Source organism: Tardiphaga sp. OK246 (assembly GCF_900188215.1).
Taxonomy (GTDB): domain Bacteria; phylum Pseudomonadota; class Alphaproteobacteria; order Rhizobiales; family Xanthobacteraceae; genus Tardiphaga; species Tardiphaga robiniae.
Map to the genome: position 1 here is coordinate 1 of NZ_FZOX01000009.1, position 23162 is coordinate 23162.

The window sequence follows — 23162 nt, forward strand, 5'->3', positions numbered from 1 at the left end:
CCGGCGTCCACCGCATCCCACCCCGCGAACGTGACGATCGCGATCGCCCCTCTCGGTGGGGCAGGACGAAGGGGAATATAAACCTGATGGGGATGTTGTCAATCGGAAGTAGGAATAAATGTTTGGCACTGTCGTGCCGCCTCACACTGTCATTCCGGGGCGGGACCGGCGCCGCAGGCGACGGGACCGAGCCCGGAATCCCGACATGTTCAGCGCAAAACACACCGAGATTCCGGGTTCGCGCCGGCCCGCTTCGCGGTCCTCTGCGCCCCGGAATGACGAGGAAGAGACGGTGTTACCAAACTAGGACTTTGCCTAGCTCACAAATTCGCTGCGCTTGTAGCCCTGCGCATAGAGCAGCGCCGTGAGATCGCCGTGATCGATCCGCGCCGCCGCGGCAGCAGCCACCGCAGGCTTGGCGTGAAAGGCGACGCCGAGGCCGGCATCCTGGATCATCGCGAGATCATTGGCGCCGTCGCCGACGGCCATGGTGTCGAGATTGTCGAGATCGAAGGACTCGCGCAGCTCCACGAGTGTTGCGAGTTTCGCGGCCTTGCCGAGGATCGGCTCCGCGACGGTGCCTGTCAGCTTGCCATCCGCGACATGCAACACGTTGGCGCGGTTTTCCTGGAAGCCGACGAGTTCGGCGACCTTGGCCGTGAACAGCGTGAAGCCGCCGGAGACGAGACAGGTATAGGCGCCATTGGCGCGCATGGTCTGCACCAGTTCGCGGCCGCCCGGCGTCAGCGTGATGCGCTCGGCCAGCACCTCATCGACGACGCCGACTTTCAGGTCTTTCAGGAGCGCCACGCGTTCGCGCAACGCCGGCTCGAATTCGATCTCGCCGCGCATGGCGCGCTCGGTGATGGCGGCGACATGAGCCTTGAGGCCGGCGAAGTCAGCGAGCTCGTCGATACATTCCTGGCCGATCATGGTGGAATCCATGTCGGCGAGAAAAAGCTTCTTGCGCCGGTCGCCGACAGGCTGCACGACAACGTCGATCGGCATGTCGCCGCGGGCTGCGCGCAGGCGGTCGCCGAGCGCGAGCATGTTGTGGTCGCTGGCAAACATGATATCTGCGGCGACGCCGTCGCTCAGCCAGTGCGTCTCGGTGTCGCCCGGCAGAAGTGCGCGCAGACCGTCGACCACCGTGCTATCGAGAGCGGGATTGGCGGGATTGCAGATCAGGGTCGCGACGAGAGACATGACGTGAGTTCCAAGCCAGACAACAGAGCGCTGCTTATCGCAGGGCCGACCGCCAGCGGCAAGTCGGCGCTGGCGCTGGCCGTGGCGCGCGCGCAGAACGGCGTGGTCATCAATACCGACAGCATGCAGGTCTATCGCGACCTGCGCGTGCTGACGGCGCGGCCGACGGTCGAGGAAGAAGCGCAGGCGTCGCACCGGCTCTATGGCTCCGTCGATGCCGCGGTGAATTTCTCCGCCGGCGCCTGGGTCGAGGAGGCGGCGCGGGTGCTTGCCGAGGTCCGGACGCAAGGCAAACTGCCGATCTTCATCGGCGGCTCCGGACTATACTTCAAGGCGCTGACGCGCGGGCTCTCGGCCGTACCGCCCGTCGCCGCCGAGGTGCGCGACGATGTCCGCGCGCGTCTGGAAAGGGATGGGCCGGAGGCGCTGCATGCGCAGCTCGCTTTGGTTGATCCGGTCTCCGCCGCGCGGCTCAATCTGCGCGACCGCACGCGCATCGCCCGCGCGCTGGAAGTCGTGGAGGCGACGGGACGTTCGCTGACCGACTGGCACAGCGAGGGCCTGCCGCCGCTGCTGCCGCCGGAGGGCGTCACCGCGCTGTTTCTGGCGCCAGACCGCGACGAGCTCTATGCGCGGATCGATGCGCGGTTCGGGCGAATGCTGGACGAGGGAGCGCTGGACGAAGTCGCGGCACTGGCTGCGCGCGGTCTCGATCCGCTGCTGCCGGCGATGAAGGCTCATGGCGTGCCGGCGCTGATCCGGCATATCCGCGGCGAGATCTCGCGCGAGGAGGCCGCGGAGATCGGGCAGGCGGATACGCGCCACTACGCCAAGCGGCAGTTCACGTGGTTTCGGCATCAACTGCCGGAGTTCGCGTGGATGACGGTGGAGGAGGCGGGGACGAGCTTGGCCAGAGCTCTTGTCAGTTGACCCATAGGGTGGTACAATGGCTCACCTGGGAGGCTCTGAATGATCGTCGGGTTTCGCGATGATTGGTTGCGGGCCTTCTTCGTGGACGATATCCATTCTCGCAACATTCCGGCGGACCTTGAAAGCCGGCTGTTTCGCAAGCTTCAGATGATCGACGATGCGACCACCGATCAGGATCTGCGCGTACCGCCGAGCAATCATTTCGAAAAGCTGCGCGGCAAACTTGGCGGCTTGCACTCGATCCGCGTCAACAACCAATGGCGGCTGATCTTCCGCTGGGATAGCAGCCGCGGCGAAGCGTCGGATCTTTATCTCGACGATCACAGCTATCGATGAGGTGACTCATGCTGATGACCAAACGCAAGCCGGCCACTGTCGGTGAAATCCTGGTCGAGGAATTCATGCAGCCGCTTGGCCTGACACAAGGGACATTGGCAAAGGCGATGGGTGTCCAGCGCAAGCATGTGAACGAGTTGTGCAACGATCGCCGTAACGTGACCGCGGCGACCGCGCTCATTCTCGCGCGCGTCTTCGGCAACAGCCCGGACTTCTGGCTGAACGTGCAGCGCCGCGGCGATCTTTGGGAGGCGATGAACTCGCCGCAGGAACTGGCGCGGATCGAACGTGCGACGCCTCTGGTGAAGGCGGCTTAGGCCTGCAAACTAACACTCCGTCATGGCCGGGCAGCGCGAAGCGAGCTTCGCTAGATGTCCCGGCCATCCACGTCTTCGCTTGCGGCCAAAGGCGTGGATACCCGGCATTCGCCGGGCATGACGATGGAGGGGGCGGGTGACCCGTACGTCGGCACGCATATCTGCCCGCCCGTTTTTTCCGCTCGCCGAATGCCAAAGACCCGGCTAGGCTCCAAAATCAGCGCGATCACAGCAACTTCCCTTGACATCCCCCGTTTGCTGGCTATGTTCCGCGCAAGTTATGAAAAGTCGGACCGATCCTGTGCGCAACAAAGTTACAAATCTCCTTATTATCGTGGTACCCTGGCGCACCGCCGGGGGTAGCTGACGGCTACCCACGAACCGAGCGGTGTGCACAGGGTCCTGAACGGGCCCTTTTTTATTGTCTGAACTTCAAGCTTTCCGAACCCAGCGACCATCCAGACCAAGCCGCGCCGCAGAGCGCATCCGGAGCGAACCATGAGCGACAGCAAGCCTCACGATCCCAATCAGATGACCGGCGCAGCGATGATCGTGCGCGCGCTTGCGGATCATGGCGTCAAGCACATCTTCGGCTATCCCGGCGGGGCGGTGCTGCCGATCTATGACGAGATCTACCAGCAGTCCGAGGTCGAGCACATTCTGGTCCGCCACGAGCAGGGCGCCGGCCATGCCGCGGAAGGCTATGCGCGCTCCACCGGCCTGCCGGGCGTCGTGCTGGTGACTTCGGGTCCGGGCGCCACCAATATGGTGACGCCGCTGGCCGACGCGCTGATGGATTCGATCCCGCTGGTCTGCATCACCGGACAGGTCCCGACGCATCTCATTGGTAACGACGCGTTCCAGGAATGCGACACCGTCGGCATCACGCGGCCCTGCACCAAGCACAACTGGCTGGTCCGCGACGTCAACGATCTCGCCAAGGTGCTGCATGAAGCCTTCTATGTTGCGACCACCGGCCGTCCTGGCCCGGTCGTCGTCGACGTTCCGAAGGACGTGCAGTTCGCCACCGGCACCTATCATCCGCCGCGCAAGTCGGACGTCCATATCTCCTATTCGCCGCGCGTGAAGGGTGATGCCAATGCGATCCGCAAGGCGGTGTCGATGCTGGCGGGTGCCAAGAAGCCGATCATCTATTCCGGCGGCGGCGTCATCAATTCGGGTCTCGCGGCATCGAAGCTGCTGCGCGAGCTGGTCGAGGTCACCGGTTTTCCGATCACCTCGACGCTGATGGGCCTCGGCGCCTATCCGGCATCCGGCCCGAACTGGCTGGGCATGCTGGGCATGCACGGCACTTATGAAGCCAACATGGCAATGCATGACTGCGACGTCATGCTGTGCGTCGGCGCGCGCTTCGACGACCGCATCACCGGCCGCACCGATGCGTTCTCGCCGAACTCGAAGAAGATCCATATCGACATCGATCCGTCGTCGATCAACAAGAACATCCGCGTCGACGTGCCGATCATCGGCGATTGCGGCAATGTGCTGGGCGATATCCTGCAGGTGTTCAAATCCGAGGCGAAGAAGCCCGACACCAAGGACTGGTGGAAGACCATCGCCACCTGGCGCGCGCGCAATTCGCTGGCCTATAAGACGAATAACGATGTGATCCTGCCGCAATTCGCGATCCAGCGGTTATTCGAGGCGACGCGCGGCCACGACACCTACATCACCACGGAAGTCGGCCAGCATCAGATGTGGGCGGCGCAGTTCTTCGGCTTCGAGGAGCCGCATCGCTGGATGACGTCCGGCGGTTTGGGCACCATGGGCTACGGCCTGCCGGCGGCGCTCGGCGTGCAGGTCGCGCATCCGGACTCGCTGGTTATCGATATCGGCGGCGACGCGTCGGTGCAGATGACGATGCAGGAAATGTCAGCCGCGGTTCAGCACGAACTGCCGATCAAGATCTTCATCCTCAACAACCAGTATATGGGTATGGTGCGCCAGTGGCAGCAGCTGCTGCATGGCAACCGGCTGTCGCATTCGTACTCGGAAGCACTGCCTGACTTCGTCAAGCTGGCGGAGGCCTATGGCGGCGTCGGATTCCAGTGCAGCAAGCCCGGCGATCTCGACGGCGCGCTGCAGGAGATGATCAAGGTTAAGAAGCCGGTGCTGTTCGACTGCCGCGTTGCCGCGCTGGAGAACTGCTTCCCGATGATCCCGTCCGGCAAGGCACATAACGAAATGCTGCTGCCGCTGGAAGCGAATGACGAAGCCACCGCGGCGGCCTTCGCGGGCGGCAAGGCGCTGGTGTGATGCAGATAACACAGGCCCTCATCCTGAGGAGCCGCACTCTTGTGCGGCGTCTCGAAGGATGAGTGTCCAAGCTCATGGTTCGAGACGCGCGAAGCCGCGCTCCTCACCATGAGGGATGTAACATCGTGGCGAAAGCCAAACGGGACTTCGACAGGAAACGACAATGGAACAGCCTGCCTCCGCCTATTTCATGGAAGAGCGTCACGATCCCAACGAGACGCATACGCTGACGGTGCTCGTCGCCAATGAGCCCGGCGTGCTCGCGCGCGTCATCGGTCTTTTCTCCGGCCGCGGCTACAACATCGAAAGTCTCACGGTGTCCGAGACCGAGAGCCACAAACATGTCTCGCGCATCACCATCGTCACTACCGGCACGCCGATGGTGATCACGCAGATCAAGCATCAGCTCGATCGCATGATTCCGGTGCATCGCGTCGTCGACATGACGCTGACCGGCCGCTCCATCGAGCGTGAGCTTGCGATGGTCAAGCTGCGCGGCACCGGCGAGCATCGTGTCGAGGCGCTGCGCCTCGCCGAAGCGTTCCGCGCCCGTGTGATCGATGCGACCATCGAGAGCTTCGTGTTCGAGATCACCGGCAATACCGGCAAGATCAACCAGTTCATCGACCTGATGCGGCCGCTTGGCCTCGTCGAGATCTCGCGCACCGGCGTCGCTGCCATCAGTCGCGGACCGGAGGGGATGTAGCCTCCGCGCATCGCAGTCATGAAACCTCTCGACATCGCGTTGGCCGTCGCAGTGGCCGTGATCTGGGGCGTCGGCTTCGTGCTGACCCGGATGGCGGTCGACGAGATGTCGTCGACGCTGCTCACCACGCTGCGCTTCGGCATCACGGCGCTGCCGTGCCTGTTCCTGCCGAAGCCGAAGCTGTCATGGCTGCTGATCGTCGCCACAAGCTGGCTCCTGGTAGCGCAATTCCTGGCGCAGACCTATGGCATGGCGCATGGCGTGCCGGCGGGGTTGACCTCGGTGATCGTGCAGAGCCAGGCGCTGTTCACGGTGGGCGCCGCAGCGCTGTTCCTGCGGGAATTGCCGACGCGGCAGCAGGTCGCGGGTATCGCCATCGCCATGGGCGGGCTGCTGATGATCTGCTTCACGGTCGGCTATGACTTCAGCGTGTTCCCCTTCATGGTGCTGATGACTGCGCCGGTGAGCTTTGCATTCTCCAATCTGCTGCTGCGGCGCGCGCAGGGTGTGCCGATGCTCGACCTGTTCGCCTGGATCAGCCTCGTTGCCCTGCTGCCGTTGCTGGTGGTGCTGTTCAGTGTCGATGGCGCAAGCACGACCTGGCAATCGCTGACGCATGCCTCGCTGAAGGCCTTCGCCTGTGTGTTGTTCCTCGCGCTGGTCGGCACCACGCTGGGCTACTGGATCTGGGGACGGCTGCTGCGTGATTATTCCGCCGCACAGGTCGTGCCGTTCGCGCTGCTGGTGCCGTTCATCGGTGCGGCCGCGTCGAGCGTCACGTTCGGTGAACAGTTCGGCACGCTGCGGCTCGCGGGCATGATCGTCGTTGTCTGCGGCATTGCCGTGATGCTGCTGTCGAAGCGCCCACCCACGCTTGTCGAGGTGGTCTGAGGTCATGTCGCAACAACTCTTGTTCGCCTTTATCGTGTTCGCCATCGTGATGTTCTTCACGCCCGGCCCGAACAACATCATGCTGCTCGCGTCGGGGCTTAATTTTGGCTTTCGTCGTACGCTGCCGCATGTCTTCGGCGTCACCGTCGGCTTCGCCTTCATGGTCGCCGTCACGGGCCTCGGATTGGGGGCGGTCTTCACCTCCTATCCGGTGCTGCACACCATCCTGAAATATGCCGGCGCCGCTTATCTCGTCTATCTCGCCTTTGCGATCGGGATGTCCGGTCCGCCCAACCCGGGTGACGCCGAACGGCGCCGGCCGATGACGTTTTTCGGCGCAGCGCTGTTTCAATGGGTCAACGTCAAGGGCTGGGTCATGGTGATCGGCACCATCACCGCCTATGCGGCGATTGCGAACTATCCCTGGAACATCCTGCTGCAGGTCGCCCTGTCGCTGCTGCTCGGGTTCGTCTCCTGCGTCACCTGGGTGCTGTGCGGCACCTCGCTGCAATCGCTGGTAAAATCGCCTGGCGCGGTCCGGGCGTTCAATATCGTCATGGGGCTGCTGCTGCTGGCCTCCCTGTATCCGGTGCTGGTCGAGCTATGAGCCCGACGCGCAGCGTAAAATCACCGTCGCGGGCTTGTCTCGCGGCACCCGTCGCCCTAGAAACCGGCGGCAATTCATGGTCATCCACCACGCGGTGGTGACCCGTTCGAACGGGCAGCTTTGAAATATAGTTGCTGAAGAGAGGAAATACCCATGCGAGTTTATTACGATCGCGACGCCGACCTGAACCTGATCAAGGGCAAGAAGGTCTGCATCGTCGGCTATGGCAGCCAGGGCCATGCTCATGCGCTGAACCTCAAGGACAGCGGCGTCAAGGACGTCGTGATCGCGCTCCGCAAGGGCTCGGCCACCGCGAAGAAGGCGGAAGCCGCCGGCTTCAAGGTGATGGAAGTCGCCGAGGCCGCCAAGTGGGCCGACCTGATGATGATGCTGACCCCTGACGAATTGCAGGGCGACATCTATCGCGACCACATGCATGACAACATGAAGAAGGGCGCTGCGCTCGTCTTCGCGCACGGCCTCAACGTGCACTTCAACCTGCTCGATCCGCGCGAAGATCTCGACGTGCTGATGATCGCGCCGAAGGGCCCCGGCCACACCGTGCGTTCGGAATATCAGCGCGGCGGCGGCGTGCCCTGCCTGATCGCCGTTCACAAGGACGTCTCGGGCAATGCCCATGACCTCGGCCTCAGCTACGCTTCGGCAGTGGGCGGCGGCCGCGCCGGCATCATCGAGACCTCGTTCAAGGAAGAGTGCGAAACCGATCTGTTCGGCGAACAGGCCGTTCTCTGCGGCGGCACCGTCGAGCTGATCCGCGCCGGTTTCGAGACGCTGGTGGAAGCCGGCTACGCGCCGGAAATGGCTTACTTCGAGTGCCTGCACGAGCTGAAGCTGATCGTCGACCTGATCTATGAAGGCGGCATCGCCAACATGAACTACTCGATCTCCAACACGGCCGAGTACGGCGAATACGTCACCGGTCCGCGCATCGTCACCTCGGAAACCAAGGCCGAGATGAAGCGCGTGCTGACCGACATCCAGTCCGGCAAGTTCGCCCGCGACTGGATGCTGGAAAACAAGGTCAACCAGGCCTCGTTCAAGGCAACCCGCCAGCGCAACAACGCGCATCCGATCGAGGAAGTGGGCGCCAAGCTCCGCGACATGATGCCGTGGATCAAGGAAAAGGCGCTGGTCGACAAGACCAAGAACTAAGCCCTTTTCAAATCGCAGTTACCAACGGGATCGCGGCAACGCGGTCCCGTTTTTAGTTTGCAGGCACTGCCACGCGCGCCCGGCGACGTTTCAGCACCGTCGCCGCGATCCTGAGCGCCATCACCACAATCAACGGCATCAGGAACCAGACATAGTTCGACATTTGCGGAATGCGCATGCCGAAGCTCACCATGAACTGGAACCAGAGATAATAGATGCCGGTCGTGTGCAGGATGCGCCATGGGCGCGGGCCGATGGCGGCCGCCGAGCGGTCGAATGACGTTGCCGCCATCGCGATGATGAAGGCGTAGCCGATGCCGCCGAAGATGTAGGAGGCGGGCGTCGTTGCTGCTGCATAGTCAGCGGGCGCCATCACGGCGAAGCAGACGATGGCGACGGCGTGGATGGCGTGAGACGCTGCAAAAGTGAGCCCAAGATAGCGGCGGTTGCGCCGCAGCCAGTGGGTGCCGGACGTGGGCCAGAGCATAGCCAAAGCGGATGCCGCGAAGGCGAGGCAGAAGAACAGCAGCGAACTGCGCGCGGTGAAGCGGATCACCATCCTGATGCCATCGACCTCGAAGCCGCGCATGCCGGCGATCCAGACGCTGAGCGCGATCAGTACAAGCGTCAGTATGGCGAGCAGCCGCCAGCCTTCGAACCAGTTGCGACGATCCAGTGTCATGACGTTCCCCTGTATTGCCATATGTAATCACCAGTTACATTCGGTGCAGGCGGTCCAGTCAATTGTGTAATCGGTGATTACATTCACGATACGGTGATGCTATGCTGGCGCATGTCCAAGTCCGCAAAGCCGCCGCCGTCCAGATCGGCATCGAAGCCGCCTGCGCGAAAACGAGCCGCCCGGCCATCGGTCGTGCCACGTGCCGCGAAGGGGCGAACGGCGACATCGCCGAAGAGCTATCATCACGGCGATCTGCGCCGTGTGCTGATTGTGGCGGCGCTTGAACTGGCCGAGGAAGGTGGCGCGGATGCCGTCAGCGTGCGCGAGGCCGCGCGCCGTGCCGGCGTGTCGCCGGGAGCGCCGTTTCGGCACTTCCCCAGCCGCAATGACCTGATGAGCGCGGTGGCGGAAGAGGCACAGCGCCGCTTCCGTAGCGCGATTGCTGCCGCGATCGCCGAAACGTCCTCCGAGGATCCGCTGGTTCGGTTTCGCGCGTTTGGCCTGGCCTATCTGCGCTGGGCGATGAAAAATCCTGCGCATTTCGAGGTGATCTCGAGCGGGAAGTATTTCGCCCATGACCAGTCGGAAGCGTTACGCGAGGACAATGATGAGCTGATCGCCATGACCGAGCAATTGCTGACGGATGCTTTGGAGCAGGGGCAACTGCGCTCCTCCGATCTGCGCGTGATCAAGATTGCCGGCCGTGCCTTGGTCTACGGCTTTGCCCGCATGAATATCGACGGGCATTTTCCACGCTGGGGCATCGCCCCCGCTGATGCCGAGCGGATGGCCGAGGCGATCATCACACTGTTCGTTGATGGTATCGCAAAGCCTGTCTGAACAGCGATTCCGTTCGAATATGCATCAAGCCTGCGCGGCTTGCTGTCGCAGATAGACAAGAGCGCGCCGATCGTCAAAAAACAATGAGGCGGCGATCCGCAATTCTCGTTGTGACCGCGGCGATGCGGTCTCGTCCTCGGCCAAATTCACGTGCCATCACATCTCAGGTGCTTTTCATGCGATCCATCGTCATCACCGGCGTCTCCACGGGCATCGGCCACGCCACGGCGAAGCTTCTGCTCGCGCGCGGTTTTCGCGTATTCGGCAGTGTCCGTAGGCAGGTTGATACAGAGCGGTTGCAAGCCGAGTTCGGCGCGAACTTCATCCCGCTGCTGTTCGATGTCACCGACGAGGCCGCTGTGTTGGCCGCCGCTGTGCAGGTCCGTGCCGCGCTGAACGGCGAGACGCTTGCAGGGCTCGTCAACAATGCCGGCGTTGCGGTGCCTGGCGCGTTGCTCGATCTGGCGGTGGACGAGTTTCGCCAGCAGATCGAGATCAATGTGATGGGGCCGGTGATCGTCACCAAGGCCTTCGCGCCGCTGCTCGGCGCCGATCCCGCGATGACAGGCACGCCCGGGCGCATCGTGATGATGAGTTCGGTGTCAGGACAATTCGGCAATCCACTGCTGTCGCCCTACAGCGCGTCGAAATTCGCACTCGAGGGATTGGCCGAAAGCCTGCGGCGCGAATTCATGCTGTTCGGCATCGATGTGCTGGTGATCGCGCCGGGAGCCGTGCGCACGCCGATCTGGGACAAGGCCGAGGCCATCGATATGGCGCGCTTCGCGAATTCGCCGTTCCTGCCGGCGCTGACGAAGCTGCGCGAGATGCTGATGAAGCTGGCGAAGAACGGACTGCCACCGGAACGGATCGGCGAGCTGGTTCATCAGGCGTTGACCGTAGCCCGCCCGAAACTGCGCGTGGTGGCGTCGCCGGAGCCGGTCCAGACCTTCGTCGCCGGCTGGCTGCCGCGGCGCTGGCTCGATCGCATTGTCGGCCGCCAACTTGGGTTGGCGTCGCGCAAGCGAGCTGGTTTCTAGAACTCGGCCGGGAAGGGCCTGAGCGGCCTCATGCCGTGAAAATCACCTTTGCGCGGCCCCGACGTCATCGTGATCGCAGTTGCCAGTGTCGGGCTCGGATAGCCGGAGGGAAGAGGAGGGAAAGGGCCTGCCACGCGAACGACGGCGAGGAACGCGCCGTCGAGTTCGGTATCCCCGGAGCTGCGGAGAACCTTTGACTCGATCAGGCGACCGCTGCGGTCGACGCGAAAGCCGACGACGGTCTGTCCCCGCACCGACAGCCTGCCGAGATTGCGGGCCGTGCGATTGATCTTGATATCGACGCCCCGGCGCCACTCCGCCATGGCCGGGCTGCGCTGGTCGGCTGCCGGTGCGGACTGTGCGTTCGCTTCGGGAGGGCCAAGCAGCAAAGTAACGAGAATGAGTGAGAGAGTCGTGGGGAGAGATGCGTAACGACGAGCCATGCTGCTGGACTTTCGGCAGTACTCGGCACCGGGCGTGCCATATTCCGTTAGCCTGTCCTATGTCCGCGCGTTGGCCGCGCGACTGAGCCAGAGCTGACGGTCGCGATCGCTATCTGCTTCGAAACGCGATTGGCAACGTAAAGTCGAGTTTCTTTTCCGGAAGGCCGTTTGGACCGAGAGGGATGGGACTGGCGAGCTGGACGGCCTGCCGGGCGGCGCGGTCGAGCGCTGCAGATCCCGAGCTCCTGATGATCCTGATGTTCGTCAGCTTGCCGGACGGCGCGAGCACAAAATGCACCAGGGCCATGCCGCCTTCGCCTTCCATGGCTGCCTGCGGCGGATACTGGACGGAGCCGAGAATGCGATAGGTGATGCTTGCTCGCAGGCGGGCGAGTTCGGCGGCGCGCGCGCGTGCCCGCATGGCCACGCAATGCGGCTCTTCGGATCTCGCGCATTCATGAGGTGGCGGAGGGGCGCTGCGCGCCTGTGCCTGCGCCGTGAACGCGGCAAGGACGAGTGCGGCGAGTACGGGCGATACGGCCGAAGCGATCGAGCGGGTGCGCGTATCGCGCAGACCCGCATCATGGCGTCCTGACGGGACGAACATTGGCGAGGTTATCCTGATGACGATGAGGGCGGTTTGGCTGGCTGCTACCATAGGTATTATATTGCGGAGATGGCATCCGCAAGACTGGGAAGACGGCCGAACATGTCTTGCCGCGCCCATCAGCCGCATTTAACTGCCTTGATCTGGTCCTACCAGATTGGTAGGGTCAGCCGATGCTCGCTGCGGTCAGTACCGACACCTCCGACGCTGTTCGGAAAATGCTCGAATTCGTCCGGCACCACCGGCTTGCGAAAGGCGACCGGCTGCCGTCGGAGCGGGATCTGTCGGAGCGGTTCGGCGTGACGCGCGGATCGGTCCGCGAGGCGCTGGCGGTGCTCGATGCCATGCGCATCACCGAGCGGAAGCCCAAATCAGGGATCTATCTGCGCAACGCGCTGGAAGACAGCGGGCTCGATGCGCTGGTGCTGCAGGCCGACCTTGGCCTGCCCTTCGATGCGCAGGTGACGCGCGATGTCACCGAGGCCAGAATTCTGTGCGAGGAACAGGCGTTCCGGTTGGCCTGCCAGCGCCGCACCGACGCCGATCTCGCGAAGCTGCATCAGCTGCTCGACACCTATGCTGGCCTCGTCGCCAAGGGCAGCAACATCGCCGATGAGGACGTGGCATTCCATCTCGCGGTTGTCGCGGCGAGCCAGAACCGCGTGCTGGTGCGCACGCTGACGCCGCTGATGCTGATGAGCACGGGCTGGCGGCGCCGCTATTTCGCCTCCGCGGAAATCCGCCAGCGCTCGCTCATTGATCACCGCGCCTTCGTCGCAGCCATCGAAGCCCGCGACGAAGCGACTGCCACAATGCTGGTGCATCGCCACGTGCAGACCGCAGCCGAAGACGTGCGAGCATTGGCCGAGCAGGGCGCCACGGACTCCGACATCAAGGACTGATCACGACGAACACACGCATCTGACGAGCCGTTCAACAATCCCGACAAACGGGAAGGCTCGGATCGCATACGGCAACGGCCGTCACTTATGGAAACGCAAAAAGAAGGACAGAAAATGCGTATCACGACGACTTCCAGGGCCGCGCCAGCGGCCGCCAGCATCGTGGCTGCGTTCGCAGCTGCGATTGCACTGGCAGCGAGCCCGGCACTGGCGCAGAAGACATATGGCCCCGGTGCCTCTGACACCGAAATCAAGATCGGCAACACGGTGCCCTATAGCGGCCCGGCCTCCGCCTACGGCATTCTCGGCAAGGCCTATGGCGCCTACTTCAAGAAGATCAATGATGAGGGCGGCATCAACGGCCGCAAGATCGTCTTCATCAGCTATGACGACGCCTATTCGCCGCCGAAGACCGTGGAGCAGACCCGCAAGCTGGTCGAGAGCGACGAGGTGATGGCGATCGTCGGCAATGTCGGCACCGCCGCGAATGCCGCGATCCAGAAATACGTCAATGCCAAGAAGACGCCGCAACTGTTTCTCGCGACCGGTGCCACCCGCTGGAACGATCCGAAGCAGTTTCCATGGACCATGGGCTGGCTGCCGAGCTACCACGCCGAAGCTGCGGCCTATGCGAAGTATCTTCTGAAGGAGAAGCCGGATGCCAAGATCGGCGTGTTCTATCAGAACGACGATTTCGGCAAGGACTATGTGAAGGGATTGAAGGAAGGCCTTGGCGACAAGGCTTCAACGATGATTGTGATGGAGACGAGCTACGAGGTCTCGGAGCCGACCGTCGACTCGCACATCGTCAAGCTGAAGGCGGCAGGCGTCGATACGATCTTCTCTTTCGCCACCGGCAAGTTCGCCGCGCAGTCGATCAAGAAGGTTGCCGAGCTCGGCTGGAAGCCGTTGCATATCGTGCCGAATGCGAGCTCGTCGCTGGGCAGCGTGCTGCGCCCGGCCGGTCTCGAAAACGCGCAGGACGTCGTCTCCGCGACCTTCGCCAAGGATCCGACCGATCCGCAGTGGAAGGACGATCCGGGCATGCAGAAGTTCTACGCCTATGTCGAGAAGTACATTCCGGAAGGCAAGGCGATGGAGAGCACCGTGCTGTCCGGCTACAGCATCGCCCAGACCATGGTTGAGGCGCTGAAGCAGTGCGGCGACGATCTCACCCATGAGAATCTGATGAAACAGGCCGCTAACCTCAAGAACGTGCAGCTCGACGGGTTGCTGCCGGGCGTGACCGTCAACACCAGCCCGACCGACTTCTCGCCCATCGACCAGTTCCAGATGATGAGCTTCAAGGGCGAGCGCTGGCAGCGCTTCGGCGAGATCATCAAGGGCGAGACGCCGACCGCAGTGCGGTAGAGGCGAGGGATGACGACGGCAGGCGGCGCCTGGACCGGCACCGCCTGCGTCGAAAGGTTCATTGTCCGTTCATGACGCCTGTATTACGATTTTGTGACATTCCGCAGGGTCCGGTCGCGGTGTGAGCCGGCTGGCCGTTGCCAGACAGGGTAGTTTTCTTGCCGGGTGTTCGCAGGCAAGTCATGCTGCCGTCGCCGATCTCAGTCTCTCCGGCGCAAGCCGGCCGTCGCTTCAGGGAGCGATTGGCGGCCGCTGGGCAGTATGTTCGGCAGTGGCCGCTGCGCACGGCGCTGATCGCTGCGATCCATACATTCGCGATCTATGTGCTGGCCTCGGTCGAATACGGCCCGTTCGCCACCACGCTGGCGCTGTTCACCTGGGCCTTGCTGAACTTCCTGTTCCTCGCGCTGTTCAAGCGGCCCGGCGTCAGCGCGGTGCTGTCGTTGCTGCTGATCACGACGCTGATCGTGCTGTCGCAGTTCAAGTTCGGCATCACGCAGCTGACGCTGACCTTCCTGGATTTCCTGATCATCGATCGCGACACGATCTCGTTCCTGCACTCGATCTTCCCGCAGCTGCGCACCCATCTGCTGATCGCCGCCGCCGTCGCGCTGCCGATCCTGTGGCTGATCTGGCGCGCCGATCCGTTCCGCTTGCGCCGCCGCAGTGCGCTGGCCTGCGCGGGCGTCTGCCTGACGGGAATCGTCGGCCTGTCGGCGGCCAATCCCGAAAAGCCATGGGAGCCGTTCCAGGGCGTCAATCACATTTCCAATCTGGCGCGCTCGGGTGTCGTCTCCGTCTCGCATCTCACCGCGACCGGATGGATCGAGGCGGATTCCAAGAGCCTCGTGAGTTCGGCGCAGGCCTCGCCGATGACCATCTGTGAGCCCGGCGTGAAGCGGCCGAACATCGTGATGGTGCTCGACGAGTCGTCATTCGACATCTCGGCGGCGCCGGGCATCAAGGTGCCCGCCGGCTACCACGATAACTTCAAGTCGTCGGATGGCCAGCAGCGTGTGTTGATCACCGAGTCCAGCGGCGGGCCGACGTGGTACACCGAGTTCAACATCTTCACCGGCCTGTCGGCACGCTCCTTCGGCGCATTGAAGTTCTATGTGACGCGCATTGCCGCCGGGAAGATCTCGCGCGGCCTGCCGCAGGCGTTGCAACGCTGCGGCTACAAGACCTTCTCGCTCTATCCGACCTACGGCAATTTCCTCAGCGCCCGCAGCTTCCAGGAGGGCGCTGGCATCGATGGCTTCATCGACATGGCGGCGATGGGCGTCAGCGAGGACATGCAGCCCGACAGGTTCTATTTCGACCAGGCCAGGGATCTCGTCGCGCGCGAGAGCAAGACCGACCAGCCGGTCTTCGTGTTGGTCTATCTCACCGCCAATCACTTCCCGTGGACCACGACCTATCGCGACGACCTGACGCCGGCCAGCTGGCAGGCGCCGGGCAATACGGCCGAGGTGGATGAATATATCCGCCGTCAGGCGATGACGGCTGCGGACTACAAGGCCTTCGTCGCGCAGCTCCAGAAGGACCATCCGACCGAGCCGTTCCTGTTGGTGCGGTTCGGCGATCATCAGCCGGCGATCGCGCAGAAACTGCTGGAGCCTGATCTGGCCCAGCCGAAGCGCGCCGACCGGATCATGACGCATGATGTCAGATACTATACGACCTATTACGCCATCGACGCGCTGAACTACCGGCCCGACCTGGCATCGGCGCTGCCGGTGCTGGACGCTGCCTACCTGCCGCTCATGGTGCAGGAGGCCGCACGCGTGCCGCTCGATCCGTCCTTTGTCGAGCAGAAGAAGATCATGCTTCGCTGCAAGGGCGTGTTCTATGGCTGCAAGGGCGGCGATGAAGCCAGCCGATTCAATCGGTGGCTGATCGATGCGGGGCTGATCAAAGATCTTTGACCCGGCCGGCTGCAGCAGTGAGGGCAGGGTGTCTGCTGGTTCCGTCGATCCCGTTCGGGCCAAGGTCATTGCCCGTTCATGACGATTACATTACAAATTAATGACATATCGCAGTTTCCGGCTGCGACATGCGCCCTCTGGCCGTCGCCAGCCCAGGCCCGAGGCCTCGCCGGTGGTGTTGCGTGCCGCCATGGCGCCTCCGCTCAATCCAGTACCCAGCGTCTCGTCAACTGCTGTGGCCGCGCCGACCAGCGTGTGGCGGCTGTTGGCCGTGGCCGCGCCGCATTTCGGCGCGCTGCTGGTGATGTTCCAGACCGAGACCGATCTGGTGGGTCGGATCGGCTTCGTGCTGGCCTGGGCCATCCTCAACCTGTTCTGGATTGCGCTCTTGCGCCGCCCCGCGCTGTCGGGGGCGCTGTCGCTGACCCTGGTCGTCATCCTCGTGCTGCTGTCGCGGCTGAAGCACGACGTGGTGCAGATGACCGCGAACTTCGTCGACCTGATGGTGATCGATCGCGATACCGCGGCCTTCCTGTTCACGATCTTTCCCAACCTGCGCTGGTCCGCCATTGGCGCCGCCGTCGTGGTGGTGCCACTCATGTATGCGCTGTGGTGGCTCGATCCGTTCCGCATCCGGCGGCTGCCGGCGCTGGCCGCGCTGACGGCTTGCCTCGCCGCATTGACGGGCTATGCGTTGGCGTGGCCCGATGAAGCCTGGCGCGGCTATTACGATGACGGCTATCTGTCGAAATTCGCGCGCTCCGGCGTCACCGCCGTGTCGGACTTCAGCAGCCACGGTTTCATGGAGTCCGATGCGGTCATCACCGAGCGGCTGAAGTTGCCGCTGGAGGATTCCTGCCATCCGGCGGGACGTCGTCCGCACATCATCATGGTGCATGACGAGTCGTCCTTCGACATCCGTCAGGCCGCCGGCGTGAAGACGCCGAAAGGCTATGGCAGCCACTTCGATTCATGGGACGGCAAGGCGCGCAAATTTCTCGCCGAGAGCAATGGCGGGCCGAGCTGGTTCACCGAATACAACGTACTGGCCGGACTGTCGTCGCGCTCGTTCGGGCCGTTCTCCTATTTCGTCACGCGCATCGCTTCGGGCCGCGTCGAGCGCGGATTGCCGTTGGCGCTGCGCCGCTGTGGCTACAGCACTATCTCGCTCTATCCGGCCTTCGGCGCCTTCATGAGCGCGCGCGGCTTCCAGACCACCACCGGCGTCGAGCGCTTCTATGACGCCAAGGATCTCGGCGCCAAGGGCGTCGAGCCCGACAGCTTCTTCTACGATTCAGCGGCGCGCCTGATGGCCGAGCAGCCGCCGGCCAATCCGCTGTTCATGTTCGTCTACCTCGCCGCCAATCACTTTCCGTGGGAAACCAGATTTCGCCCCGACATGACGCCGGGCTGGCGTGCGCCCGGCAACGTGCCGGTGGTTGATGAATATCTGCGCCGGCAAGCGATGAGCGTCGATCACTATGGTGCGTTCGTCGCGAAGCTGAAGAAGCTGTTTCCAGCGCAGCCGTTCCTGATCGTACGCTATGGCGATCATCAGCCGGAATTCGCGCCGGGCATTCTCGATCCCAACATGGATGAAGCGGGCCTTGGCAAGAAGCTGCAGAGTTACGACCCGCGCTACTACGCGACTTATTACGCCATCGACGCGATCAATTTCGAACCGGTGAAGAGCGCGACGGTGATGGACACGATCGACGGGCCGTATCTGCCGCTGGTCATTCAGGAGGCCGCGGGCATTCCGCTGGACCCGTCCTTCGAGGAGCAAAAGAAGATCATGCTTCGCTGCAAGGGACTGTTCTACGCCTGCAAGGACGGCGCGGAAGCGCGGCGATTCAATCGCCTGTTGATCGATGCGGGGATGATCAAGAATTTGTAACGCCGGAGCTCGTAGGATGGGTAGAGCGCAGCGAAACCCATCGCTTCGTGGCTCGCCATTGATGGGTTTCGCGAAGACGCTCTACCCATCCTACTTTTTTATCCTGTCCCACATCCACCGGGCCACACTTTCCGGCGAACTCGTCGCATCATTCCCGGCGCCGCGCAGATTGGCTTCCCGCATCAGCGGCAGATCGATCTTGCCGAGCAGCGGCTGCAACGTGCTGCGCAGCTTCTCGTCAGCCGCGCGTTTCGGCGCCAGCAGCATGATCGCGTCATAGGGCGGGATGGCGTGTTTGGGATCGTCGAGCACCACGAGATCGTATTTCGCGATCAGCCCGTCACTGGTGTAGCCGGCGATGACATCGACCTCGCCGGAGGCGACGGCGGCATACATGAAGTCCGGCTGCATGGTGCGCTGGGTCTTGAATGACAAGCCGTAGGCTGCCTTCAGCCCCGCCCATTCCGGCCGCGAAAAGAATTCGTAATCGCCGGCGATGGTCATATTGCCGCTCAGCGCCGCGAGATCGGTGGCGGTCCTGATGCCCAGCGCTTGGGCCTTCATACGCGGCATCACCAGCGCATAGGCATTGGCGAAACCGAGCTCGCCGAATAGCGTGATGCCTTGTTTCGCCAACGTCGTCTTCAGCTCGGTCAGCAACTTCTCGCGCGGCAGGATCTCGGTGCGGTGAAACTGGTTGGCCCACAGCGTGCCGGAGTAATCGATATAGACATCGATATCGCCGGAGGCCAGCGCATCATAGATCACGCTGGAGCCGAGACCCTGCCGCGTCGTGGCGGGCAGGCCGCCCGCCTGCAGGCGCTGCGACATCAGCGCGGCGAGTACATATTGTTCGGTGAAGGTCTTGGCGCCGACCACGATACGCGTGCCGGAACGGGCGAATGACGGTGCGAGTGTGACGATCACCAGCGCCGCGATACCGAGCACGCCGATGGCGGTGCGGATACGGCTGCGCAGGCGGATGCCGGTCTCGATCAGCGCCAGCAACTGATCGACGGCCAGCGCAAGAACTGCCGCGGCGACGCAGCCGAAGATCACCAGCACCCAGTTCTGCGTCTGCAGTCCCGCGAAGATGTAGTTGCCGAGTGAGGTCTGGCCGATCGGCGTGGAGAGTGTGGCAGTGCCAATCACCCACACTGCGGAGGTGCGGATGCCGGCCATCATGACGGGCAATGCCAGCGGCAGTTCGACCATGGTCAGCGATTGCCGCGGCGTCATGCCGACGCCTTGCGCGGCCTCGGTCAATGCGGGATCGATGCCGTTCAATCCGGTGATGGTGTTGCGCAGCACCGGCAGCATCGAATACAGCGCCAGCGCCAGCACCGCGGGCAGGAAGCCGAAGGCCGAGAAGTTGAAGCCGAGATATTGCAGCGACAGCGCCGCAAGCGCGAGCAATAGGGGATAGAACAAAGCCAGCAGTGCCAGGCCCGGCACTGTCTGCACGATGCTGGCCACACCGAGCAGCGCGCTGCGCATCACCGGCCGGTGCCGCGCGATGATGGCCAGCGGCAGGCTGATGACGAGGCCAAGCGCCAGCGCGGCGAGACTGACGCGCACGTGGCTGCCGAGATAATCCGGCAGATGCCCGAGCGCGTCGCTCCAGCGCGGATCGGTGAACAGGCTCATGTCGCGCCGCCTTGGGGCGCCGCGCCATCCTTCGGCAGCAGCATCTGAAGTCGTTCCGCTTGCCGGCGCGGTGTGCCCAGCAACTCACCGACATAGGGATCGGTGCTTTCGGATAACTGGGTGGGCGTGCCTTCCGCGAGCAGTTTGCCTGAGCGCATCACCGCAACACGATCGGCGAGCAGGATCGCTTCCGTCATGTCGTGGGTGATCATGATGGTGGTGAGGCCGAGCTTGTGATGCAGCGCGCGGTAGTCGTCGCCCAGCGCATCGCGGGTCAGCGGATCGAGCGCGCCGAACGGTTCATCCATCAGCACGATGCGTGGTTTTGCGGCGAGGGCGCGTGCAACGCCGACGCGCTGGCGCTGGCCGCCGGAGAGTTCGTGCGGGAAGCGGTCGCGATGCTGTGTGCGGTCGAGGCGCACGAGATCGAGCAATTCATCGACGCGCCCGGCGATCTCCTTAGGGGGGGTGCCAAGCAACTTGGGCGTGATGCCGATATTGTCTTTGATGCTCATATGCGGAAACAACCCGCCGCTCTGGAACACATAGCCGATGCGCCGGCGCAGTTCGATGGGATCAACCTGCGCCACGTCCTCGCCGGCGATGGTGATGTGTCCCGCGTCCGGCGCGATCAACCGGTTGGCCAGCCGCATCAGCGTGGTCTTGCCAGAGCCGGAGCCGCCGACCACCGCGAGGAACTCACCCTCCGCGACAGCGAGCGAAACGTCATCGACGGCCTTGATGGCCCCGCCGTCGAAGCTCTTGCTGACATGGGAGAAGCGGATGAGGGGCTGCGTCATACTTAATTGTCATCCCCGCGAAGGCGGGGATCCATAACCTCCAGAGAAGAAGGCAAGGCCCGGTCGATCCCACAGCGCAAACTTAGGTCTCCTGAGGCTATGGGTCCCCGCCTTCGCGGGGACGACAAATGATGGGGCGCCGATGAAAGCTATCATGCAGCATCTGCGTCACCAACCCGCCCCAGACGTTGAATTCCCAGCCCTGCGGCGCTAAGCCAGTCCCGGAACAAAAACACTCTGGGGAACGCGCGTGCAGGCAGGTGGGGCCGCGGCATCGATGGCGGTGGCGCTTGATGACGCGACAGTGGCGTTCGGTATTGCCGATAATCGCATCTATACGGCGGTGGAGAAGGCGACACTCCGGGTCGCGGATGGCGAGTTCGTTGCCATCGTCGGGCCGACCGGCTGTGGCAAATCTACACTGCTCAATGTCGCTGCCGGGCTGCTGGCGCCAGCCTCCGGTGCGGTCCGGATCTTCGGTCAGCTGCTGGGCGGACTGAACGCGCAGGCGGGCTACCTGTTTCAGGCCGACGCGCTGTTTCCCTGGAAGACCGCGCTCGATAATGTTGCCATTGGGCTGGAGATCGCGGGCATAGCGCGCGACGCGGCGCTGGCGAGGGCGCAGGACTGGTTGACCTCGGTGGGTCTCGGCGCCTTCGCTGGGCGCTATCCGCATATGCTGTCGGGCGGCCAGCGCAAGCGCGTCGGTCTTGCGCAGGTGCTGATCCGCAATCCGAAAATCCTGCTGATGGACGAGCCGTTTGGCCCGCTTGATGCGCAGACCCGGCAGGTGATGGGCAACCTGCTGCTGGATTTGTGGAGCAGGGATCGCAAAGCGGTGCTGTTCGTCACGCACGATCTCGAAGAGGCGATCGCGCTGGCCGACCGTGTCGTCATCATGTCGGCGGGGCCTGGCTCGCGCATCATCGGCGACTGGAAAGTGCCGTTGCCGCGGCCGCGCGATATTTTCGAAGTGCGGCTCGACAAGGAATTTCACGCGCTTCACCGCGAGATCTGGAGCGTGCTGAAGGACGAAGTGATGAAGGGCTATGCGCAGTCCGCTGGTATGGGAGCCGCGTCATGACGCGTCCTGTATTGCTGCTGTGTCAGGTACTCGTCGCCGTGGTCGTCATCGGGCTGTGGCACCTGCTCACCACCGTGCCGGTGTTCGGCCGCATCCTGCTGCCGCCGTTTTTCTTCTCCAACCCCTGGGATGTCGGCAGCCAGATCTATAGCTGGTTTGCCAGTGGCATTATCTGGAAGCATCTCGGCATCACACTGCTGGAATCCGTGCTGGCCTTCGTGATCGGCTCGACACTGGGCGTGCTGATCGGCTTCTGGTTCGCGCGCCAGCCGCGCCTCGCCGCGATCTTCGATCCCTATGTGAAGATGGCCAATGCGCTCCCGCGCGTGGTGTTGGCACCCATTTTTGCGCTTTGGCTCGGGCTCGGCATCTGGTCGAAGGTGGCGCTCGGCGTCACGCTGGTGTTCTTCATCGTGTTCTTCAACGTCTATCAGGGCGTCAAGGAAGTCTCGCCCACGGTGCTCGCCAATGGCCGCATGCTGGGCATGAGCGAGCGGCAGTTGATGCGCCATGTGTTCTGGCCGTCGGCACTGTCGTGGATGTTTTCGTCGCTGCACACCGCGGTGGGTTTTGCCGTCGTCGGCGCCGTGGTCGGCGAATATCTGGGATCGGCGGCCGGGCTCGGTTACGTCATCCAGCAGGCGGAGGGCACGTTCGATGTCGCCGGCGTGTTTGCGGGCATGTTCGTGCTGTCGGCCTTTGTCATCGCCATCGATGTGCTCGTGTCGGTGGTCGAGAAGCGCTTGCTGGTGTGGAAGCCGGTGGCGAGTGAAGGGCGGAGCTGAGACGATTCCCTCGCCCCGCTTGCGGGGAGAGGGGGGATCGAATGACCGAAGGTTATTCGAGACGGGTGAGGGGGAGCTAGCGAGTGAAACACTGGCTCCCCCTCACCCGGATCACGCGCTGTCGCTTTGCCCGTGGCTTACGGCAGCGGCTTGGTGTCGTCCGGCGCCTGCGGCGGGGTCTTGATGGCGATGGCGCGGAACGGCTTGCCGTCGGGCTTGGTGCCGCCATGGGGCGTGCCCTTCGGGATGATGATGAGGTCGCCGGCCTTGACCTGAACTTCCTTGTCGCCCAGCCACACGGTGCCGGTGCCTTCGAGGATGTACTGGATTTCGTTGGTGTTGGGATGCATGTGCTTCACCACATTGCCGTCCTGCACCGAGATGGTCGCGCCGTCGGCCTGCATGAACATCTTGGAGCGGAAGCCGGTGGGTGAGGCCGGGCCGAGTGCGTCGCCGACGAGTTCGGGGACGTGGATGACCTGGGCGGTGATGTTTTCCGCGGCCTGTGCCGGCGTGATACCCTCGGGCACGAGATGCGTGATGAGACAACCGGCGGCGAAGGCTGCGGTGATCGAGAGTGTCGCAGTGATGCGCTTCATGAACGTTCCCCTTGGATGACAATGATTTGCCGCGCGGATGCTATGTCGCGGGACGTGGGTTGACCAGTGCCGGCTTTCCAACCGGCGGAGGCTC

At 63.3% G+C, this 23162-nt stretch carries 23 protein-coding genes; 16 read left to right on the forward strand and 7 right to left on the reverse strand.

The window, feature by feature from the left end; translation table 11 throughout:
* Nucleotides 1–315: 315 nt before the first annotated feature.
* Nucleotides 316–1206 (reverse strand): phosphoserine phosphatase SerB, encoded by an 891-nt coding sequence (gene serB, locus CHC01_RS29270; RefSeq protein WP_089267871.1) that lies wholly within the window; start codon nucleotides 1204–1206, stop codon nucleotides 316–318.
* Nucleotides 1207–1209: 3 nt separating this feature from the next.
* On the opposite strand from serB, the gene miaA reads away from it, so the two are divergent.
* The 8 genes from miaA (at nucleotide 1210) to ilvC (ending at nucleotide 8443) form a co-directional block, all read left to right on the forward strand.
* On the forward strand, nucleotides 1210–2136 hold the full coding sequence (gene miaA, locus CHC01_RS29275; RefSeq protein WP_089267872.1) for a tRNA (adenosine(37)-N6)-dimethylallyltransferase MiaA: 927 nt from the start codon (nucleotides 1210–1212) through the stop codon (nucleotides 2134–2136).
* A gap of 39 nt (nucleotides 2137–2175) precedes the next feature.
* The gene (locus CHC01_RS29280; RefSeq protein ID WP_089267873.1) at nucleotides 2176–2472 is read left to right on the forward strand and encodes a type II toxin-antitoxin system RelE/ParE family toxin; all 297 of its coding nucleotides are present in this window, start codon (nucleotides 2176–2178) and stop codon (nucleotides 2470–2472) included.
* Nucleotides 2473–2480: 8 nt separating this feature from the next.
* Nucleotides 2481–2789 (forward strand): HigA family addiction module antitoxin, encoded by a 309-nt coding sequence (locus tag CHC01_RS29285; RefSeq protein ID WP_089267874.1) that lies wholly within the window; start codon nucleotides 2481–2483, stop codon nucleotides 2787–2789.
* A gap of 498 nt (nucleotides 2790–3287) precedes the next feature.
* Nucleotides 3288–5066, forward strand: a complete 1779-nt coding sequence (locus CHC01_RS29290; RefSeq protein WP_089267875.1) for an acetolactate synthase 3 large subunit — start codon at nucleotides 3288–3290, stop codon at nucleotides 5064–5066.
* A 163-nt stretch (nucleotides 5067–5229) separates the two neighbouring features.
* A complete protein-coding gene (gene ilvN, locus CHC01_RS29295; protein WP_068738461.1) occupies nucleotides 5230–5772 on the forward strand; it encodes an acetolactate synthase small subunit in 543 nt (180 codons plus the stop codon).
* An 18-nt stretch (nucleotides 5773–5790) separates the two neighbouring features.
* Entirely contained in the window at nucleotides 5791–6663 is an 873-nt protein-coding gene (locus CHC01_RS29300) for an EamA family transporter (RefSeq protein ID WP_089267876.1), read from the forward strand.
* 4 nt (nucleotides 6664–6667) lie between these two features.
* Entirely contained in the window at nucleotides 6668–7270 is a 603-nt protein-coding gene (locus CHC01_RS29305) for a LysE family translocator (RefSeq protein WP_068738457.1), read from the forward strand.
* A 153-nt stretch (nucleotides 7271–7423) separates the two neighbouring features.
* The gene (gene ilvC / locus CHC01_RS29310; protein ID WP_089267877.1) at nucleotides 7424–8443 is read left to right on the forward strand and encodes a ketol-acid reductoisomerase; all 1020 of its coding nucleotides are present in this window, start codon (nucleotides 7424–7426) and stop codon (nucleotides 8441–8443) included.
* A 52-nt stretch (nucleotides 8444–8495) separates the two neighbouring features.
* Here the strand turns inward: ilvC and CHC01_RS29315 are convergent, their stop codons facing one another.
* The gene (locus CHC01_RS29315; RefSeq protein WP_089267878.1) at nucleotides 8496–9125 is read right to left on the reverse strand and encodes a ferric reductase-like transmembrane domain-containing protein; all 630 of its coding nucleotides are present in this window, start codon (nucleotides 9123–9125) and stop codon (nucleotides 8496–8498) included.
* Nucleotides 9126–9236: 111 nt separating this feature from the next.
* On the opposite strand from CHC01_RS29315, the gene CHC01_RS29320 reads away from it, so the two are divergent.
* Nucleotides 9237–9965, forward strand: a complete 729-nt coding sequence (locus CHC01_RS29320) for a TetR/AcrR family transcriptional regulator (RefSeq protein ID WP_089267879.1) — start codon at nucleotides 9237–9239, stop codon at nucleotides 9963–9965.
* A gap of 176 nt (nucleotides 9966–10141) precedes the next feature.
* Nucleotides 10142–11005 carry an SDR family NAD(P)-dependent oxidoreductase gene (locus CHC01_RS29325; protein WP_089267880.1) on the forward strand — a complete coding sequence of 288 codons (864 nt, stop codon included), beginning with the start codon at nucleotides 10142–10144 and terminating at the stop codon, nucleotides 11003–11005.
* Here CHC01_RS29325 and CHC01_RS29330 read toward each other — a convergent pair.
* Nucleotides 11002–11448 (reverse strand): energy transducer TonB family protein, encoded by a 447-nt coding sequence (locus CHC01_RS29330; protein WP_089267881.1) that lies wholly within the window; start codon nucleotides 11446–11448, stop codon nucleotides 11002–11004. The genes CHC01_RS29325 and CHC01_RS29330 overlap by 4 nt on opposite strands.
* Before the next feature lie 109 nt (nucleotides 11449–11557).
* On the reverse strand, nucleotides 11558–12055 hold the full coding sequence (locus CHC01_RS29335) for an energy transducer TonB (RefSeq protein WP_176454742.1): 498 nt from the start codon (nucleotides 12053–12055) through the stop codon (nucleotides 11558–11560).
* Nucleotides 12056–12228: 173 nt separating this feature from the next.
* Between CHC01_RS29335 and CHC01_RS29340 the strand changes: the two genes are divergently transcribed.
* From CHC01_RS29340 to CHC01_RS29355, 4 genes are all read left to right on the forward strand, one after another.
* Nucleotides 12229–12957: a FadR/GntR family transcriptional regulator gene (locus CHC01_RS29340; protein ID WP_089267883.1), complete on the forward strand. Its 729-nt coding sequence runs from the start codon at nucleotides 12229–12231 to the stop codon at nucleotides 12955–12957.
* Between the two features lie 114 nt (nucleotides 12958–13071).
* Nucleotides 13072–14328 carry an ABC transporter substrate-binding protein gene (locus tag CHC01_RS29345; RefSeq protein ID WP_089267962.1) on the forward strand — a complete coding sequence of 419 codons (1257 nt, stop codon included), beginning with the start codon at nucleotides 13072–13074 and terminating at the stop codon, nucleotides 14326–14328.
* A 182-nt stretch (nucleotides 14329–14510) separates the two neighbouring features.
* Entirely contained in the window at nucleotides 14511–16256 is a 1746-nt protein-coding gene (locus tag CHC01_RS29350; protein ID WP_089267884.1) for a sulfatase-like hydrolase/transferase, read from the forward strand.
* Nucleotides 16257–16446: 190 nt separating this feature from the next.
* Nucleotides 16447–18153 carry a sulfatase-like hydrolase/transferase gene (locus tag CHC01_RS29355; protein ID WP_089267963.1) on the forward strand — a complete coding sequence of 569 codons (1707 nt, stop codon included), beginning with the start codon at nucleotides 16447–16449 and terminating at the stop codon, nucleotides 18151–18153.
* Nucleotides 18154–18243: 90 nt separating this feature from the next.
* Here CHC01_RS29355 and CHC01_RS29360 read toward each other — a convergent pair whose 3' ends face one another.
* On the reverse strand, nucleotides 18244–19800 hold the full coding sequence (locus CHC01_RS29360; RefSeq protein ID WP_089267885.1) for an ABC transporter permease/substrate-binding protein: 1557 nt from the start codon (nucleotides 19798–19800) through the stop codon (nucleotides 18244–18246).
* Nucleotides 19797–20600 (reverse strand): ATP-binding cassette domain-containing protein, encoded by an 804-nt coding sequence (locus CHC01_RS29365; RefSeq protein WP_089267886.1) that lies wholly within the window; start codon nucleotides 20598–20600, stop codon nucleotides 19797–19799. Before CHC01_RS29365 ends, CHC01_RS29360 begins: the two co-directional genes overlap by 4 nt.
* Nucleotides 20601–20877: 277 nt before the next feature.
* On the opposite strand from CHC01_RS29365, the gene CHC01_RS29370 reads away from it, so the two are divergent.
* Nucleotides 20878–21684, forward strand: coding sequence for an ABC transporter ATP-binding protein (locus tag CHC01_RS29370; RefSeq protein ID WP_089267887.1), 807 nt, complete (start codon nucleotides 20878–20880; stop codon nucleotides 21682–21684).
* Nucleotides 21681–22469, forward strand: coding sequence for an ABC transporter permease (locus tag CHC01_RS29375; protein WP_089267888.1), 789 nt, complete (start codon nucleotides 21681–21683; stop codon nucleotides 22467–22469). The genes CHC01_RS29370 and CHC01_RS29375 overlap by 4 nt, the downstream gene beginning before the upstream one ends.
* Nucleotides 22470–22606: 137 nt before the next feature.
* Here the strand turns inward: CHC01_RS29375 and CHC01_RS29380 are convergent, their stop codons facing one another.
* Complete coding sequence (locus tag CHC01_RS29380; RefSeq protein ID WP_068738428.1) at nucleotides 22607–23068, reverse strand: cupin domain-containing protein; 462 nt, start codon at nucleotides 23066–23068, stop codon at nucleotides 22607–22609.
* Between the last annotated feature and the right edge of the window lie 94 nt (nucleotides 23069–23162).

Bases quoted from the DNA above. Each gene is read 5' to 3' on its own strand.
- serB (WP_089267871.1), bottom strand. From the start codon at position 1,206: ATGTCTCTCGTCGCGACCCTGATCTGCAATCCCGCCAATCCCGCTCTC.
- CHC01_RS29280 (WP_089267873.1), top strand. From the start codon at position 2,176: ATGATCGTCGGGTTTCGCGATGATTGGTTGCGGGCCTTCTTCGTGGAC.
- CHC01_RS29285 (WP_089267874.1), top strand. From the start codon at position 2,481: ATGCTGATGACCAAACGCAAGCCGGCCACTGTCGGTGAAATCCTGGTC.
- CHC01_RS29290 (WP_089267875.1), top strand. From the start codon at position 3,288: ATGAGCGACAGCAAGCCTCACGATCCCAATCAGATGACCGGCGCAGCG.
- ilvN (WP_068738461.1), top strand. From the start codon at position 5,230: ATGGAACAGCCTGCCTCCGCCTATTTCATGGAAGAGCGTCACGATCCC.
- CHC01_RS29300 (WP_089267876.1), top strand. From the start codon at position 5,791: ATGAAACCTCTCGACATCGCGTTGGCCGTCGCAGTGGCCGTGATCTGG.
- CHC01_RS29305 (WP_068738457.1), top strand. From the start codon at position 6,668: ATGTCGCAACAACTCTTGTTCGCCTTTATCGTGTTCGCCATCGTGATG.
- ilvC (WP_089267877.1), top strand. From the start codon at position 7,424: ATGCGAGTTTATTACGATCGCGACGCCGACCTGAACCTGATCAAGGGC.
- CHC01_RS29315 (WP_089267878.1), bottom strand. From the start codon at position 9,125: ATGACACTGGATCGTCGCAACTGGTTCGAAGGCTGGCGGCTGCTCGCC.
- CHC01_RS29320 (WP_089267879.1), top strand. From the start codon at position 9,237: ATGTCCAAGTCCGCAAAGCCGCCGCCGTCCAGATCGGCATCGAAGCCG.
- CHC01_RS29325 (WP_089267880.1), top strand. From the start codon at position 10,142: ATGCGATCCATCGTCATCACCGGCGTCTCCACGGGCATCGGCCACGCC.
- CHC01_RS29330 (WP_089267881.1), bottom strand. From the start codon at position 11,448: ATGGCTCGTCGTTACGCATCTCTCCCCACGACTCTCTCACTCATTCTC.
- CHC01_RS29335 (WP_176454742.1), bottom strand. From the start codon at position 12,055: ATGTTCGTCCCGTCAGGACGCCATGATGCGGGTCTGCGCGATACGCGC.
- CHC01_RS29340 (WP_089267883.1), top strand. From the start codon at position 12,229: ATGCTCGCTGCGGTCAGTACCGACACCTCCGACGCTGTTCGGAAAATG.
- CHC01_RS29345 (WP_089267962.1), top strand. From the start codon at position 13,072: ATGCGTATCACGACGACTTCCAGGGCCGCGCCAGCGGCCGCCAGCATC.
- CHC01_RS29350 (WP_089267884.1), top strand. From the start codon at position 14,511: ATGCTGCCGTCGCCGATCTCAGTCTCTCCGGCGCAAGCCGGCCGTCGC.
- CHC01_RS29355 (WP_089267963.1), top strand. From the start codon at position 16,447: ATGGCGCCTCCGCTCAATCCAGTACCCAGCGTCTCGTCAACTGCTGTG.
- CHC01_RS29360 (WP_089267885.1), bottom strand. From the start codon at position 19,800: ATGAGCCTGTTCACCGATCCGCGCTGGAGCGACGCGCTCGGGCATCTG.
- CHC01_RS29365 (WP_089267886.1), bottom strand. From the start codon at position 20,600: ATGACGCAGCCCCTCATCCGCTTCTCCCATGTCAGCAAGAGCTTCGAC.
- CHC01_RS29370 (WP_089267887.1), top strand. From the start codon at position 20,878: ATGGCGGTGGCGCTTGATGACGCGACAGTGGCGTTCGGTATTGCCGAT.
- CHC01_RS29375 (WP_089267888.1), top strand. From the start codon at position 21,681: ATGACGCGTCCTGTATTGCTGCTGTGTCAGGTACTCGTCGCCGTGGTC.
- CHC01_RS29380 (WP_068738428.1), bottom strand. From the start codon at position 23,068: ATGAAGCGCATCACTGCGACACTCTCGATCACCGCAGCCTTCGCCGCC.